The 14,673-nt window shown below is 64.6% G+C and carries 11 protein-coding genes; 6 read left to right on the forward strand and 5 right to left on the reverse strand.

Features of this window, described 5'->3' with window-relative positions; genetic code table 11:
* Positions 1 to 2 precede the first annotated feature (2 nt).
* From fabG to ACEN9K_RS19205, 5 genes are all read left to right on the forward strand, one after another.
* On the forward strand, positions 3 to 779 hold the full coding sequence (gene fabG / locus ACEN9K_RS19185; RefSeq protein WP_018770673.1) for a 3-oxoacyl-ACP reductase FabG: 777 nt from the start codon (positions 3 to 5) through the stop codon (positions 777 to 779).
* A complete protein-coding gene (locus ACEN9K_RS19190; protein ID WP_018770674.1) occupies positions 779 to 1,972 on the forward strand; it encodes a thiolase family protein in 1,194 nt (397 codons plus the stop codon). The genes fabG and ACEN9K_RS19190 overlap by 1 nt, the downstream gene beginning before the upstream one ends.
* A complete protein-coding gene (locus tag ACEN9K_RS19195) occupies positions 1,973 to 2,425 on the forward strand; it encodes a MaoC family dehydratase (RefSeq protein WP_018770675.1) in 453 nt (150 codons plus the stop codon).
* 87 nt (positions 2,426 to 2,512) lie between these two features.
* Positions 2,513 to 3,889 carry an MFS transporter gene (locus ACEN9K_RS19200; protein WP_495634871.1) on the forward strand — a complete coding sequence of 459 codons (1,377 nt, stop codon included), beginning with the start codon at positions 2,513 to 2,515 and terminating at the stop codon, positions 3,887 to 3,889.
* 247 nt (positions 3,890 to 4,136) lie between these two features.
* Positions 4,137 to 5,228: a type I restriction endonuclease gene (locus ACEN9K_RS19205; RefSeq protein ID WP_018770677.1), complete on the forward strand. Its 1,092-nt coding sequence runs from the start codon at positions 4,137 to 4,139 to the stop codon at positions 5,226 to 5,228.
* Positions 5,229 to 5,372: 144 nt separating this feature from the next.
* On the opposite strand, the gene ACEN9K_RS19210 is transcribed toward ACEN9K_RS19205, so the two are convergent.
* The 4 genes from ACEN9K_RS19210 to ACEN9K_RS19225 all read right to left on the reverse strand — a co-directional run bounded on the left by ACEN9K_RS19210 (position 5,373) and on the right by ACEN9K_RS19225 (position 10,720).
* On the reverse strand, positions 5,373 to 7,409 hold the full coding sequence (locus tag ACEN9K_RS19210) for an ABC transporter ATP-binding protein (RefSeq protein ID WP_495634872.1): 2,037 nt from the start codon (positions 7,407 to 7,409) through the stop codon (positions 5,373 to 5,375).
* Complete coding sequence (locus ACEN9K_RS19215; RefSeq protein ID WP_056391598.1) at positions 7,406 to 9,154, reverse strand: ABC transporter ATP-binding protein; 1,749 nt, start codon at positions 9,152 to 9,154, stop codon at positions 7,406 to 7,408. Before ACEN9K_RS19215 ends, ACEN9K_RS19210 begins: the two co-directional genes overlap by 4 nt.
* A gap of 156 nt (positions 9,155 to 9,310) precedes the next feature.
* A complete protein-coding gene (locus tag ACEN9K_RS19220) occupies positions 9,311 to 10,420 on the reverse strand; it encodes an SDR family oxidoreductase (protein WP_495634873.1) in 1,110 nt (369 codons plus the stop codon).
* A 102-nt stretch (positions 10,421 to 10,522) separates the two neighbouring features.
* Positions 10,523 to 10,720 (reverse strand): hypothetical protein, encoded by a 198-nt coding sequence (locus tag ACEN9K_RS19225; RefSeq protein WP_018770682.1) that lies wholly within the window; start codon positions 10,718 to 10,720, stop codon positions 10,523 to 10,525.
* Between the two features lie 273 nt (positions 10,721 to 10,993).
* Between ACEN9K_RS19225 and katG the strand changes: the two genes are divergently transcribed.
* Positions 10,994 to 13,288, forward strand: coding sequence for a catalase/peroxidase HPI (katG, locus tag ACEN9K_RS19230; protein WP_495634874.1), 2,295 nt, complete (start codon positions 10,994 to 10,996; stop codon positions 13,286 to 13,288).
* Positions 13,289 to 13,347: 59 nt separating this feature from the next.
* Here the strand turns inward: katG and ACEN9K_RS19235 are convergent, their stop codons facing one another.
* Complete coding sequence (locus ACEN9K_RS19235) at positions 13,348 to 14,586, reverse strand: sensor histidine kinase (protein ID WP_056391612.1); 1,239 nt, start codon at positions 14,584 to 14,586, stop codon at positions 13,348 to 13,350.
* Between the last annotated feature and the right edge of the window lie 87 nt (positions 14,587 to 14,673).

Here is a 14,673-nt window from a genome sequence, read left to right on the forward strand (position 1 = left end):
TCATGAGCAATTTCACCAACCGGGTGGCAGTAGTCACTGGAGGGGCGCAGGGAATCGGCGCAGCCACCGCGCTGAAACTGGCCAATGGCGGCGCCACTGTCGCCGTCCTGGACCTCAACGAGGACCGCGCCAAGGACACCGCGCAGCGTATCTCGGACCACCCGGACGTCGTGGCGGCGGGCGGAAAGGCCCTTGCCGCCTGCTGCGACGTCACGGATGAGGCAGCAGTAGACCGGGTATTCGATGACATCCACCGGGAGTTCGGCCGGCTGGACATCCTGGTAAACAACGCCGGGATCACCCGCGACAACATGTTCTTCAAGATGGAGCGGCAGGATTGGGATTCGGTCCTGGCCACGAACCTCACCAGCGCCTACCTCTGCACGCGCGCTGCCCAGCGCTACATGGTTCCGGCCAAGTACGGCAAGATCGTCTCGCTCAGCAGCCGCAGCGCGCTGGGCAACCGCGGCCAGGCAAACTACGCGGCTGCAAAGGCCGGTATCCAGGGCCTGACCGCGACGCTCGCCATCGAACTTGGTCCGTTCAACATCACGGTCAATGCGGTGGCGCCGGGTTACATCGCCACCTCAATGACTGCCGCAACGGCAGAGCGGGTGGGGGCCAGCCCGGCCGAGCACCAGCAGGCGGTGGCGGAGCGAACCCCACTGGGACGTGTAGGCCAGCCGGAGGAAGTGGCAGCGGCCGTGGCTTTCTTCGCCGGTGACGACTCCTCTTACATCTCCGGCCAGACCCTTTACATCAACGGCGGGGCCCGCTGATGCCCGAGGCATTCCTCGTCGGGGGCGTCCGTACCCCGGTGGGCCGTCACGGCGGCGTGCTCGCCACTGTCCGTCCCGACGACATGGCCGCGCTTGTGCTCCAGGCCGCAGTAGACAGGGCCGGCGTCGATCCTGCCACCGTTGACGAGGTCATCTTTGGCTGTGTTAATCAGGCCGGTGAGGACAACCGTAACGTTGCCCGGATGGCCGCACTGCTGGCCGGGTTCCCGCACGCCGTACCGGCCGTGACCGTCAACCGGCTCTGTGCCTCCGGGCTAACAGCCATCAGCATGGCGGCGCAGTCGGTGCGCAACGGTGACGCCGACCTTGTGGTGGCCGGCGGCGTAGAGTCCATGACCCGCGCGCCGTGGGTGATGGCAAAGCCGGAGAAGCCCTACTCCAAACCGGGTGAACTCGCGGACACCTCAATCGGTGCGCGGTTTGTTAACCCGCGGATGGAGTCGGGGGCACTGTTTTCCATGCCCGAAACGGCAGAAGAGGTAGCGAAGCGGGAGGGGATTTCCCGTGCCGACGCGGACAGCTTTGCACTGCGCTCCCACAACCTGGCAGTAGCGGCGATCGACGCCGGCCGCTTCAGCGACGAGATAGTCCCTGTTCCGGTCACGGGCAGGCGGGGGGAAGTCTCGCTGGTAGTCACCGATGAGGGACCCAGACGCGGGTCAACCGCTGATGCCCTGGCCGCCCTCCGGCCGATCGTGGCGCCCCGCGGAGTGGTCACCGCTGGCAACTCCAGTTCCCTCAACGACGGCGCATCAGCTGTATTGGTCGCCAGCGGCGAGGCCGTGGAGCGCTACGGGCTCACGCCCCGGGCCCGCATCGTGACCAGCCAAGCGGCCGGTGTGGCGCCGGATGTAATGGGCATCGGCCCGGTGCCTGCGACACAAAAGGCCCTGGCCAAGGCGCGCTGGGACCTGGCCGAGGTGGGGGCCGTCGAACTCAACGAGGCGTTCGCAGCGCAGGCTCTGGCCTGCATTCGGCTGCTCGGAATGGATAAGGGAACCGTCAACAACGACGGCGGTGCGATCGCCCTGGGCCATCCCCTGGGATCCTCCGGATCACGGATCGTCGTCACGCTACTGGGCCGGATGGAACGCGAAGACGCAAACCGCGGCCTGGCCACCATGTGCGTGGGCCTGGGCCAGGGCGTCGCCATGCTGCTGGAGAGGGTCTAAATGAAACTGTTCAAGGACGCCGCCGAGCTCGCCACCATGGCTGGCCAGGAAATCGGGGTGAGTGGATGGCATACCCTGGACCAATCCCAGATCCAGGCTTTCGCCGATGCCACCCTGGACCAACAGTGGATACACACGGACCCGGAGCGGGCAGCAGGCGGGCCCTTCGGGGCCACTGTCGCCCACGGCTACCTCAGCTTGTCGCTGCTGCCATACCTGGCCGGCCAGGTATACCGGGTCGACGGGGCCGCGATGATCATCAACTACGGCCTGAATAAGGTAAGGTTCCCGGCGCCGGCCAGGGTCAACTCACGCATCAGGGACCGGCTGACGCTGGCATCGGTGAGCGAGACGGCCAATGGGCGGCAGCTGCAGTTCAATCACCTGATCGAACTGGAAGGCTCACAAAAGCCTGCCTGCATAGCGGAGACTGTCTCCCTGCTCCCGAACTGAACTGCCCTTGAAGACCTTGCACCACCATCCGAACAATGACGTTTGCCTCCGGGCCTGCCGACAGGCTCTACACAAGGGAGAAACCCCATGGTCACAGAAAACCCAAACCTGAAATATGCCGCCGCTGAGCCGCAGGGCCTGGTATCGGAGCTGGAGGTGGCGCCGGCTGAACTGCGCCGCACCTCCATTTCGTCGTTCCTTGGTTCCGCCTTGGAATACATGGACTTTACGCTCTACACCCTGGCGGCAGCGCTGGTCTTCGGGCCGCTCTTCTTCCCCAACACGGACCCGGCGATGGCATTGATGGCGAGCTTTGCCGCCTTCGGTTCAGGGTTTCTCGTCCGGCCCCTGGGCGGGATCTACTTTGGCTACCTTGGCGACAAGTATGGGCGGAAATCCGTCCTGGTCATCACCGTGGGGATGATGGGTATCGCCACCTTGGGAATGGGTCTGTTGCCCACATTTGCCCAGATCGGGGTCGCGGCCCCAATCCTCCTTGTGCTCCTGCGGCTTATCCAGGGCTTCGGCGCGGGCGCGGAGCTATCCGGGGCCTCGCTGCTGCTGGTGGAATCCGCTCCTTCCGGTAAGCGCGGCTTTTACGGCTCCGTGGTGGCACTTGGAACTGCGACCGGTGTGCTGTTGGCCAGCGGACTGTGGCTGCTGCTCTCGCAGATGCCCAAGGACGATTTCCTTGCCTGGGGATGGCGTATTCCCTTCCTGCTCAGCGTCGGTACCACCCTAGTGGCGCTCTACCTTCGTCGCAGCGTGAGCGAATCACCGGTCTTCGAGGCGGTCAAGGCGCGGCGTGCCGCAGCACGTCTGGAAGCCAGGCAGCAAAGCATCTGGCGTGACGCCGCGGATGCCAAAAAGGCCTTCCTCGTCTCACTGGGTATCAAACTCGGCGAAAACGGTTCGGTCTACCTCGTCAAGGGCTTCCTTATCGGCTGGACGGTATCGGTGGTGAAAATGGACGCAAACCTCGTCACCACCGGTGTAACACTCGGCTCCGTCCTGGGCGTGGCCACAGTCTTGCTGACCGGGAAGCTCACTGACCGATTCGGCCGCCGCAGGGTCTGGCTCTGGCTCTCCGGATTCCAGTTTGCCTTTACGATTCCCGCGATGCTGATGATCGAAACGCGTAACCCTGTGCTGGTGGCCCTGGTCTTCGTCATCTTCGTTGGCGGTCCACTGCCGAATCTGTACGGCGTGGAGTCAACCTGGCTGGTGGAAATGTTCGGGTCCAAACGCCGCTTTTCCTTCATGACCACGGTCAAGGAAATCGGCGCCGTCCTGTCCGGCGGTCTCGGCCCCATCATTGCAGCCAGCGTCGTTGCTGCGACCGGGCCGGGGTGGATCCCGGTAGCCGGAATCCTCATGGCCTACGCTGCGATCGGTATTGTGGCAGGGTTTTTTGCGCCGGAAACCAAGGGCCGGGACCTCAATGCGGAGGCCGACGCTTTCTAATCCCACGGAGCGTACGACGGCGGGTGGACACCCGGCGTCGTACGCTTTCGTTTGCAGGGGGACGGGGGTTCGATTCCGCCGTCTTGTCGTTCGGTCTTCGTTGCGAATGAATGCAACATGACGTCAGCTACTACCTGGTTGCGTGAGAATGTCGCTCCCCGGATGTAAGTTTTGCAGCAGCAGCTTTGAAATTTGCTGACGGGCACGTGGTGGCGTCCGGCTACAGGAAACTTACTGGGGGTAGGACATGGAATTCGCGGAGAAGCTTTCAGCTTTGGCGGCAAAGGTGCGTCAGCAGCGGGATGTGATCCAGACAGAAGAGGCAACTAAGAATGCCTTCGTGATGCCGTTCATTTCGACAATTCTCGGCTACGACGTGTTCAATCCTCTGGAGGTTGTCCCGGAATTCATCGCCGACGTGGGGCTCAAGAAGGGTGAGAAGATCGACTACGCCATCGTCAAGGACGGCGAAGTGCAGATCCTGATTGAGTGCAAGAAATCCACGGAGCCCGTGAAGATCGAGCATGCATCACAGCTCTTCCGCTACTTTGCCGTCACCAACGCGCGGATCGCCATCCTTACCAATGGCGAGGTGTACCAGTTCTTTACGGACCTCGACGCACCAAATCGTATGGATGCCAAGCCTTTCCTAGTGCTGGATTTGAACGACATCGACCAGTCACTTATCCCAGAACTGCAGAAGCTTTCCAAGGACGTTTTCGACCTCGACTCGATCATCAGCGCCGCGGGTGAACTGAAATACATCGGCGAACTGAAGCGGACCCTGGCTGCACAGTTCAAGGAGCCTGAAGATGAATGGGTCAAGTTCCTCACAGCCAGGGTCTATTCGGGACCGTACACGCAAAAAGTGCGGGAGCAGTTCACAACGCTGGTGGGGAAGGCCACCAAGCAATTCCTTAATGACCAGGTGAACGAGCGGCTGAAGAAGGCCCTCGGCAACCCTGGATTCCCGCAAACTGAGGACACAGCCGCCCCCTTGGCGGTCACCAGCGCCCCAGTAGCCGAAGCCGATCTCGCTGAAGCCGATGGGCTGGAGACGACGCTTGAGGAAATTGAGGGCTACCAGATCGTGCGTGCAATTGTCTGCAGCGAGGTCAAACCGGCACGCGTGGCTCAGCGTGATGCAAAGTCCTATTTCGCGGTGCTCCTCGACGACAACAACCGTAAGCCCATTGCGCGGCTGCACTTTAACCGAACCCAGAAATACATCGGCATCTTCGACGACAGCAAGGAAGAGACTCGGGTTCCCATCAACTCCCTTGAGGAGATCTACGAGCACACGGAAGCACTGCGGGCGACCGTAAAAAGCTACCTCTGATCTTTTGGGGGCCACCAGGCGCCGTACCCACCAGCGCCAAAGCCTTCATCGCCTCAGGACATAAGTGGCCATTGGGCTCATTCGCCGTGCCATTCAGTACTGAAATTGGCAGTTTGGAACTCGATTCCAGCTGGCAGCCAGGTCCTAAACCTCCGCAACCGGCGCAGCGAACTGGGCCTCGTACAGCCGTGCGTAAGCCCCGCCGGCGGCCAGCAGTGATGAGTGGGTCCCCTGCTCCACGATCTGGCCGGCCTCCATCACCAGGATGAGGTCGGCGTCGCGGATCGTGGACAGGCGGTGCGCGATCACAAATGACGTCCGGTCTGACCGCAGGGCGCTCATGGCCTTCTGCACCAGCACCTCGGTCCGGGTGTCCACCGAAGACGTCGCCTCGTCCAGGATCAAAACAGAGGGCCGCGCCAGGAAGGCCCGCGCGATGGTCAGCAGCTGCTTCTCACCCGCTGACACGTTGGAGCCTTCGTCGTCCAGCACGGTGTCGTACCCTTCGGGCAGCGACTTCACGAACCGGTCCACATACGTCGCCCGCGCCGCCTCCAGGATTTCGTCCGAAGACGCAGCGGGCCGGCCGTAGGCAATGTTGTCCCGGATGGTCCCACCGAACAGCCACGTGTCCTGCAGCACCATCCCCATCCGCGAGCGCAGGTCGTTCCGGGTCATGGTGGTGATGTCCACGCCGTCCAACGTGATCCGGCCGGCATCCAGCTCGTAGAACCGCATCATCAGGTTCACCAGCGTGGTCTTGCCCGCCCCCGTCGGCCCCACAATGGCCACCGTCTGCCCCGGCTCCGCCACCAAAGACAACCCGGAAATCAGAGGCTTGTCCGGCGAATACGAGAAGGACACGTCCTCGAACACCAGCCGCCCGCGCCCGGCACCATCAGGACTCTGCAAAGAAGCACCCACAGGATCGGCAGACTGTTCCTCCGTATCCAACAACTCGAACACCCGCTCAGCCGACGCAACGCCGGACTGCAGCAGGTTGGCCATCGAGCCGAGCTGCGCCAGCGGCTGGGTGAACTGCCGCGAGTACTGGATGAACGCCTGCACGTCACCCAACTGCATGGCCCCGGACGCAACCTGCAGGCCGCCCACCACGGCAATCCCCACGTACACCAGGTTCCCGATGAAGGTCATGGCCGGCATGATCAGCCCGGAAATGAACTGCGCCCCGAAACTCGCCTCATACAGCTCCACGTTCTTCTGCCGGAACCGCTCCCCCACCTCGCGCTTCCGGCCGAACACCTTTACCAGTGCATGCCCGGTGTAGGTCTCCTCGATCTGCCCGTTCAGCTCACCGGTGTTCTTCCACTGCTGCACAAACAGCTTCTGCGAGCGCTTGGCAATCAGCGCCGTGATCCCCAGCGTCAGCGGAATGGTCACCAGCGCGATCAGCGCCAGCGTCGGGGACAGGATGAACATCATCACCAATACGCCCACCACCGTCAGCAACGACGTCACCGCCTGGCTGATGGACTGCTGCAGGCTCTGCGAAATGTTGTCCACGTCGTTGGTCACCCGGCTGAGCAGCTCACCGCGCTGGATCGAGTCGAAATACCGCAGCGGCAGCCGGTTGATCTTCGCCTCGATCTTCTCGCGCAGCCCAAATACCGTCCGCTGCACCACGCCGTTCAGAACATACGCCTGCCCCCACATGAACGCCGACCCCAGCACGTACAGCACCAGCGCCCACGTCAGCACGCTGGCCAGCGCCGCAAAGTCGATCCCCGCACCCGGCGTCAGCGTCATGGCGCCCAGCATGTCCGCCTTCTGGTTCTCCCCCGCCGCCCGCAGCTGCGCAATCAGTTGCGCCTGCGTCATCCCCGGCGGCAGCTGCTTGGACACCACACCGGCGAAAATCAGGTTGGTGCCCTCGCCGAGCAGCCGCGGCCCAATCACCTGCAGCACTACGCCCGCCACGGCCATTACCAGCACCAGCACCAGCCAGAGCCTTTCCGGCCGCAGGGTGCCCAGCAGCCGTTTGGCCGAACCGCTGAAGTTCATCGCCTTCTCTGCCGGGACGTTCATCCCGGCAAACGGTCCGCCGTGCCCTGGGCCGCCGCGCGGCCGGGGAATGCGTACGACGTCGGCCTGGCCGGCTCCGGAGCCGGGCCCGGCTTTGGCGCCGCGAGCGGGACGGGTCCCCGGGTGTTGGGTGCTCATACTGTTTCCTCCGCTGCCAGCTGGGACGAAACAATCTCACGGTACGTCTCGGATGTCTCCAGCAACTCATGGTGCGTGCCGTGCGCAACGATCCTGCCGTCGTCGAGCACCATAATCTGGTCCGCATCAACGATGCTGGACACGCGCTGGGCGATGATGACCATGGTGGCACCGGCAGTGCTGCGCTTGAGCGCCTGGCGCAGCCGGGCGTCGGTGCCGGTGTCCAGGGACGAGAACGAGTCGTCAAAGATGTAGAGCTCGGGCCGCTTCACCAGGGCCCGGGCGATGGCCAGCCGCTGCCGCTGCCCGCCGGAGACGTTGGTGCCGCCCTGCGAGATCGCCGCGTCCAGCCCATCCTCCATCTGCTCCACGAAGTCCCGGGCCTGGGCGATCTCCAGCGCGGTCCACAGCTCGTCCTCGGTGGCGTCCGGGTTGCCGTACAGGAGGTTGCTGCGCACGGTGCCGGAAAACAGGTATGGCCGTTGTGGCACCAGGCCGATGTGCCCCCAGAGCAGGTCCGGGTCCAGGTCCCTGACGTCCACTCCGTCCATCAGCACCGCGCCGGAGGTGACGTCGAAGAGCCTCGGCATCAAGTTCACCAGGGTGGTCTTGCCGGAGCCCGTGCTGCCGATGATCGCGGTCGTCTGCCCAGCGCGGGCGGTGAAGCTGATGCCTGACAGAACCGGCTGGTCGGCACCCGGGTAGGCGAATCCGACGTCGCGCATCTCCAACTCGCCGCGCCGCTGCCTGCCGGCGAACGCCGCGCTGGTGACCGGGTTCTCCGGCGGCAGGACGCTGGAACTGGTGCCCAGCACCTCGCCGATCCGGTCCGCGGACACCGACGCGCGCGGGATCATCACCGCCATGAAGGTGGCCATCATGACGGACATGAGGATCTGCATCAGGTAGCTCAGGAACGCGATCAGGGTGCCCACCTGCATGGACCCGTCCTCGATCCGGAAGGCGCCGAACCAGATAACCGCCACGCTGGATACGTTCAGGATCAGCATGACGGTGGGGAACATCAGCGCCATCAGGCGTCCGGCCCGGAGGGCAACGTCCGTGACGTCCGTGTTGGCCTGGGCGAACCGCGCCGTTTCCATGTCCTCCCGCACGAATGCCCGCACCACGCGGATGCCCGCGAGCTGTTCGCGCAGCACCCGGTTCACGGTGTCGATCCGGGCCTGCATCTTGCGGAACAGCGGCACCATCCGCGTGACAATGAGCCCGACGGCGATCAGCAGCACCGGGACACACACGGCAATGAGCCAGGACAGCTGGGCGTCCTGCCGGATGGCCATGATCACGCCGCCGATGCTGAGCATGGGCGCGGCCACCATAAGCGTGGCGGACATCAGCACCAGCTGCTGGACCTGCTGGACGTCATTGGTGGACCTGGTGATCAGGCTCGGGGCGCCGAAGCGGGTGACCTCCTGCTCGGAAAACTCGCCCACGCGGTCAAAGATGGCGCCGCGCAGGTCCCGGCCCAGGCCCATCGCGGCCTTGGCACCGAAGTACACGGCCACCACGGCGCAGGCGATCTGCGCGAGGGTGATGAGCAGCATGACGCTGCCCGTGGACATGATGTAGGCGGTGTCGCCGCGGGCCACACCCTGGTCAATGATGTCCGCGTTCAGCGTTGGCAGGTACAGCGACGCGATGGACTGCGCCAGCTGGAAAACCACGACGGCGACCAGCAGCGGCCGGTGCGGCCGCAGGTATTCGACAAGCAACTTCCAGAGCATACGTACAAGCCCTCACCTGACGGAGTGTCCACAAACGTGGTGCGAAGGTCAGTGTACGTCCGGAGGCTGGGACTTAACCGGGGGTTCGAGCCAGAACTTTCAGGGTTCACTGACGGCGTACGCGGGCCCTCCGATCAGCTCTTTGGGCCTCCTTGATCAGGGAATCAGGCTATCGGCGCGGTAGCGGTCGAACAGGGCCGTGAAGCAATCCAGCGTCCGCCGGTATCCCATGAAGCCGGCGTCCCGGCTCTTGCCCATGTCCGTCACCACCTCGATGCCGCGTCCCAGGTCGCCGTCCGTGTGCCACCAGGATGCCACCCGGTCCAGCTCCGGCTCGCTGAGGTTGTGGTGGGCGGCGAGCTGCCGCCACTGGTCCCCGCGCCCCGCCATGGACTGCTCCAGGGGACGGGGCTCTCCCTGATACCCCTCCCACTCCACGCCGAAGTAGGCGGCGAGTTTCGGCCACATCCACCGCCAGCGGAACACGTCACCGTTGACGATATTGAAAGCCTGGTTCGCGGCTTCCGGGGTGGTGGAGGCCCAGAGCATGTGCTCGGCCAGCAGGCCAGCATCCGTCATGTCAGTGAGGCCGTTCCATTGCGTCTCGGATCCCGGGAACACGAACGGCTCCCCGCTGTCCCGGCACAGGGTGGCCTGCGCAGCAAGCGTAAGGCCCATGTTCATCGCGTTGCCCACCGCGTGGCCAATCACGGTGTGTGCGCGGTGCACGGACCAGGTAAAGCCCTGCCCAGCCGCTGCCGCCCAGAGTTCATCCTCCTGGGCGTAGTAGAAGTTGGGTACTGGAAGGCGCGGCTCCTCCTCATGGAAGGGCGTGTCCGGCATCTCCCCGGCCGCGTACGCCTCGAACGGTCCCAGGTAGTGCTTAAGGCCTGTCATCAGGGCGACGTGGGACACGTCCTTGCCCTGCAGTGCTCCGAGGAGATCACGCACCATGCCGGCATTGACGGCGATGTTCTCTTCCTCGGTGGCCCGGCGCGACCACGCGGTGAAGTAGACATGGGAGGGGTTCTCCGGACCAAGCACAGCCGCCAGGGAGGAAGCTGAGGTCAGGTCCGCCGAGAGCCACCGGACGCCAGGGCGCTCAGCTCCGGGCCTGCGGGACAAGGCAAGGACCGCCCAGCCTTCGCCAACCAAAGTATCCACCAGCGCGGACCCCGCGATGCCGGTGGCACCCACCACCAGGGCCGTCCGCCCGTTGCCCGCTGCTGATCCTGCTCCCGCTACTGTTCCTGAACCAATGGTCATAGTGCTCCTTCTGCTGCAGGGTTGTCCGACGACGCCCCCTTGCGACAAGCCCCAGCGTCAGGCAGATATTCCGCCGCTCAGTCGAGGTGGAGGCGGAGGGGGCTAGAAGGTGCCCTCCGTGTCAGGCTCAATCGCCCACGCAAGGCGGTGCAGCACACTTGCCGTCCGCCCCCGCAGGATTGACCAGGGTGACAGGCCGGGCTTCTTTACCCGAACCCTCTTGGGCGCACGCGGCAGCGCGCTGGTGGCAGTGTCGTCGCTCCTCGCAAGGAAGAGGGCTACAAGGCTTGAACCGTCCATGAAGTTGTTTCCTGAAATTTCGAAAGTCCCACGCAAAAGGGTGGGAAGAAATGGAGAGTGCGGACTGACTGAGAGAGGACCCGCACTTTGATTATGGCTGGGGGCAGCGGCAGCCTCCCAACCGGTTGACCAACTGTTACGTTCCCTCACTTGGAGAACGGATCCCTCCTGGAAAAGAGGGGTTTCCCTCCCCCGCGTCTATGTTCCAATAGGAGGGTTGCACCGGCTGCCCGAGTCCAACCGCGGCCTCGGCCCAACGGAAGGAAGAAGCACATGACCGAACCCCAAGACCATCCCCCGGTCCCCACGCCCGGGAGCGCACAGGGCCTGGACCAGAAGGTTGAGGGTGGGTGCCCCGTAGCCCATGGCAGCGCCACGGCCCAGGGCAGCGAAAGTGAAAACCCGGCGATTGACACGCCGCAGCCCAAGGGGCACCGGCCACGGACCAACCAGGACTGGTGGCCCAACCAGCTGGACCTTTCCGTGCTTCATGCGCACAGCCAGGCGAGCAACCCGCTGGGCCCGTCATTCAGCTACCGCGAGGAATTCCAGAAGCTGGACGTGGAGGCACTCAAGCGTGACATCACCGAGGTCCTGACCACCTCGCAGGATTGGTGGCCGGCGGACTTCGGCCACTACGGCGGCCTCATGATTCGGCTGAGCTGGCACGCCGCAGGCACCTACCGCGTCCAGGACGGCCGCGGCGGAGCGGGTGACGGCAGCCAGCGGTTTGCCCCGCTGAACAGCTGGCCGGACAACGCCAACCTGGACAAGGCCCGGCGCCTGCTGTGGCCGGTCAAGCAGAAGTACGGCCAGAAGCTCTCCTGGGCCGACCTGCTGGTCCTGGCCGGAAACGTTGCCCTGGAATCGATGGGCTTCAAGACCTTCGGCTTTGCCTTTGGCCGGGAGGACGTGTGGGAGCCCGAGCAGATCTTCTGGGGCCCGGAGGATGCCTGGCTCGGCGACGAGCGCTACGTCGGCGAAGGGCAGATGTCCGAAGAGGTCGGCTCCACCGAAATGGGCCTGATTTACGTCAACCCCGAAGGCCCCAAGGGCAACCCGGACCCGGTGGCCGCTGCCGCGTTCATCCGCGAGACCTTCAAGCGGATGGCAATGAACGACGAAGAAACCTTCGCGCTGATCGCCGGCGGCCACACCTTCGGCAAGACCCATGGCGCCGGCCCCGCCGATGCTCACGTGGGTCCCGAACCGGAAGCCGCCAACCTTGAGGCACAGGGCCTGGGCTGGCTCAGCACCTACGGCAGCGGCAAGGGTGGCGACACCATCACCTCGGGACTTGAGGTCACCTGGACGGACAGGCCTACGCAATGGAGCAACCGCTTCCTGGAGATCCTGTTCGAGTACGAGTGGGAACTGGTCAAGAGCCCGGGTGGCGCCCACCAGTGGGTGGCCAAGGACGCCCCCGAGATCATCCCGGACGCCCACGATCCCGCTAAGAAGCACCGGCCCACCATGCTGACAACGGACCTGTCGCTGCGCTTCGACCCCGTCTATGAGGCGATCGGACGGCGCTTCCTCAAGAACCCGGACGAGTTCGCCCTGGCGTTCGCCAAGGCCTGGTACAAGCTGCTGCACCGCGACATGGGCCCGGTGGGGCCCCACATGCTGGGCCCGTGGGTCCCGGAGCCGCAACTGTGGCAGGACCCTGTTCCCGCCGTCGACCATGAACTGATTGACGACCAGGACGTCGCCTCCCTGAAGGCCAAGCTGCTGCATTCCGGCCTGACCATCCCGCAACTGGCCGGCACGGCCTGGGCCTCGGCTGCCACCTACCGCAAGACGGACCGCCGTGGCGGCGCCAACGGTGCCCGGATCCGGCTGGAGCCGCAGCGCAGCTGGGACGTCTCCGAACCGGAGCAGCTGTCCACCGTGCTCCAGGCCCTTGAGCGTGTCCAGGATGAGTTCAATTCAGCCCAGGCCGGCGGCAAGAAGGTGTCCCTCGCCGACCTGATCGTCCTGGGCGGCGCGGCTGCGGTGGAAAAGGCCGCTGCCGACGCAGGGTTCCCCGTGACTGTGCCGTTCCGGCCCGGCCGCACGGACGCCACCCAGGAGCAGACCGACGTCGAATCATTCCAGTACCTGCAGCCGCGGGCTGACGGGTTCCGCAACTACCTGCGGCCCGGCCTGAAGCTCCAGCCAGAGACCCTCCTGCTGGACAAGGCCTACATGCTGGACCTCTCCGCGCCGGAAATGACGGCCCTGGTGGGCGGCATGCGTGCCCTGGGCACCAACGTGGGCGGCGCCGGCCACGGCGTGCTGACGGACAGGCCGCAGGTCCTGACGAACGATTTCTTCGTCAACCTTCTCTCACCAGGCACCAAATGGAAGGCGTCCGAGTCGGAGGAAAATGTCTACGAAATTACCGATGCCGCCACCGGTGAGCTGAAGTGGACGGCCACCCCCGTGGACCTGGTCTTCGGCTCCAACTCGCAACTGCGCGCCCTCGCCGAGGTCTACGCCAGCGACGACGCCCGGGAGAAGTTCGTCAACGACTTCGTGGCCGCCTGGACCAAGGTCATGGAGCTGGACCGCTTCGACCTGAACTAGACCCCTAAGCCAGGGCCGGCTGCATACCGCAGCCGGCCCTGACTCCTTTGAAGCGATTGTCAGGGTCCGGCGGGAAAGCTGATCACCGCGGTGGTGCCGCCGCCCGGCGTCTCTTTCAGGCTCAGCTCTCCACCGTGGGCTTCCACAACGCGCCGGGCGATTGCCAGGCCCAGACCCGAGCCGTGTCCGTCACCGTCCCTGTGGAGCCGGACGAGGGGTTCCAGGACGCGCTGCCGGTCCTCCGGGGCGATCCCCTTGCCGTTGTCCGCCACAAACACCGTGGTTCCGTGGTAGTTGGAAATACCGCTGATGCGGACCTTGAGGTCCCGGTCCGGGCTCCGGTAATTCACGGCGTTGGCCACCAGGTTCTGCAGCAGCGTGCGCAGCTGGCCGGGATCCACATGGAGCTTCATAGCCTCGGCGTCCAGGACGGCGCCACTGCCGAAGGACAGGCCCAGATCCTTGGCGACCTCTGCTGCCACCGTCTGGAGGGAGACCCGTTGCCGCTGGAGGGCACCGCCCATCCGGGAGTAGGTCAGGACGTCTTCAAGCATGGCGAGCATCCGGTGCCCGCTGGCATCGATGATCTGTAGGTACTCGGCCGCAGGGTGGTCGCCGTCCACCTCGTCCCCGGCCATCTCCACGTAGCCCAGCATGGTGGTGAGTGGTCCGCGCAGGTCGTGGCTGACACGTCCCGCGAACTCCGCCAGTTTGGCATTGCTTTCGCGCACTTCGCTGAGGGCGCTGTTCAGCTGGAGGGTTCGCCGCTGGAGTTCCAGGAGCTGGACGGCCTGGCGGGCCAGGATCTCCAGCATGCCCAGCTGGTCCTTCCCAGGGGTGCCCGGGGTATTGGCGAAGACGCAGAGGGAGCCCAGCACGAACCCGGACGCGGTCTCCAGGGGCACCGACGCGTAGAACCGCACGGAGGCGATCTCCCCTGTCACAAACGGATTCGATGCGAGGCGGGGGTCCAGGGATGCGTCGGGGACAACGGTTGGCTTCCCCGAAAGGAAGACTTGTGAACACATGGAATCTTCGCGGGCGCAGACGGCGGCCTCAAAGCCGACGGCCGCCACCTGCTGTTGCTGATCGGAGGTGACAACATTGATCACGCCGAAGGGGACGCCGCAAAGTTTGGCGGCCAACTGAACCAGATTCTTCAGGGGTTCCGTAGACAGCTCGTCAGGGGTGTGCGTGGATCCTTCGTCAGCAGCAAAGGCGAACCCGTATTCCTGCAGCAGTTCGTCCCGCCCGGCCGGATCCGCGGGAGCTGCAGTTACCGTCTGAGTGCGCGCCATGAATTGTCCCCTTTCAGACCGCAAATTTGGGTCCGGGGCCGATAGTACAGGCCAGCAGCGATTTCCCGGGAACGCGCTCACCGTGCA

The sequence above is a fragment of the Pseudarthrobacter sp. Pseusp20 genome, from assembly GCF_059492155.1.

Excerpts from the sequence above, each read along its gene's own strand:
- fabG (WP_018770673.1), top strand. The coding sequence starts at position 3 with ATGAGCAATTTCACCAACCGGGTGGCAGTAGTCACTGGAGGGGCGCAG.
- ACEN9K_RS19190 (WP_018770674.1), top strand. The coding sequence starts at position 779 with ATGCCCGAGGCATTCCTCGTCGGGGGCGTCCGTACCCCGGTGGGCCGT.
- ACEN9K_RS19195 (WP_018770675.1), top strand. The coding sequence starts at position 1,973 with ATGAAACTGTTCAAGGACGCCGCCGAGCTCGCCACCATGGCTGGCCAG.
- ACEN9K_RS19200 (WP_495634871.1), top strand. The coding sequence starts at position 2,513 with ATGGTCACAGAAAACCCAAACCTGAAATATGCCGCCGCTGAGCCGCAG.
- ACEN9K_RS19205 (WP_018770677.1), top strand. The coding sequence starts at position 4,137 with ATGGAATTCGCGGAGAAGCTTTCAGCTTTGGCGGCAAAGGTGCGTCAG.
- ACEN9K_RS19210 (WP_495634872.1), bottom strand. The coding sequence starts at position 7,409 with ATGAGCACCCAACACCCGGGGACCCGTCCCGCTCGCGGCGCCAAAGCC.
- ACEN9K_RS19215 (WP_056391598.1), bottom strand. The coding sequence starts at position 9,154 with ATGCTCTGGAAGTTGCTTGTCGAATACCTGCGGCCGCACCGGCCGCTG.
- ACEN9K_RS19220 (WP_495634873.1), bottom strand. The coding sequence starts at position 10,420 with ATGACCATTGGTTCAGGAACAGTAGCGGGAGCAGGATCAGCAGCGGGC.
- ACEN9K_RS19225 (WP_018770682.1), bottom strand. The coding sequence starts at position 10,720 with ATGGACGGTTCAAGCCTTGTAGCCCTCTTCCTTGCGAGGAGCGACGAC.
- katG (WP_495634874.1), top strand. The coding sequence starts at position 10,994 with ATGACCGAACCCCAAGACCATCCCCCGGTCCCCACGCCCGGGAGCGCA.
- ACEN9K_RS19235 (WP_056391612.1), bottom strand. The coding sequence starts at position 14,586 with ATGGCGCGCACTCAGACGGTAACTGCAGCTCCCGCGGATCCGGCCGGG.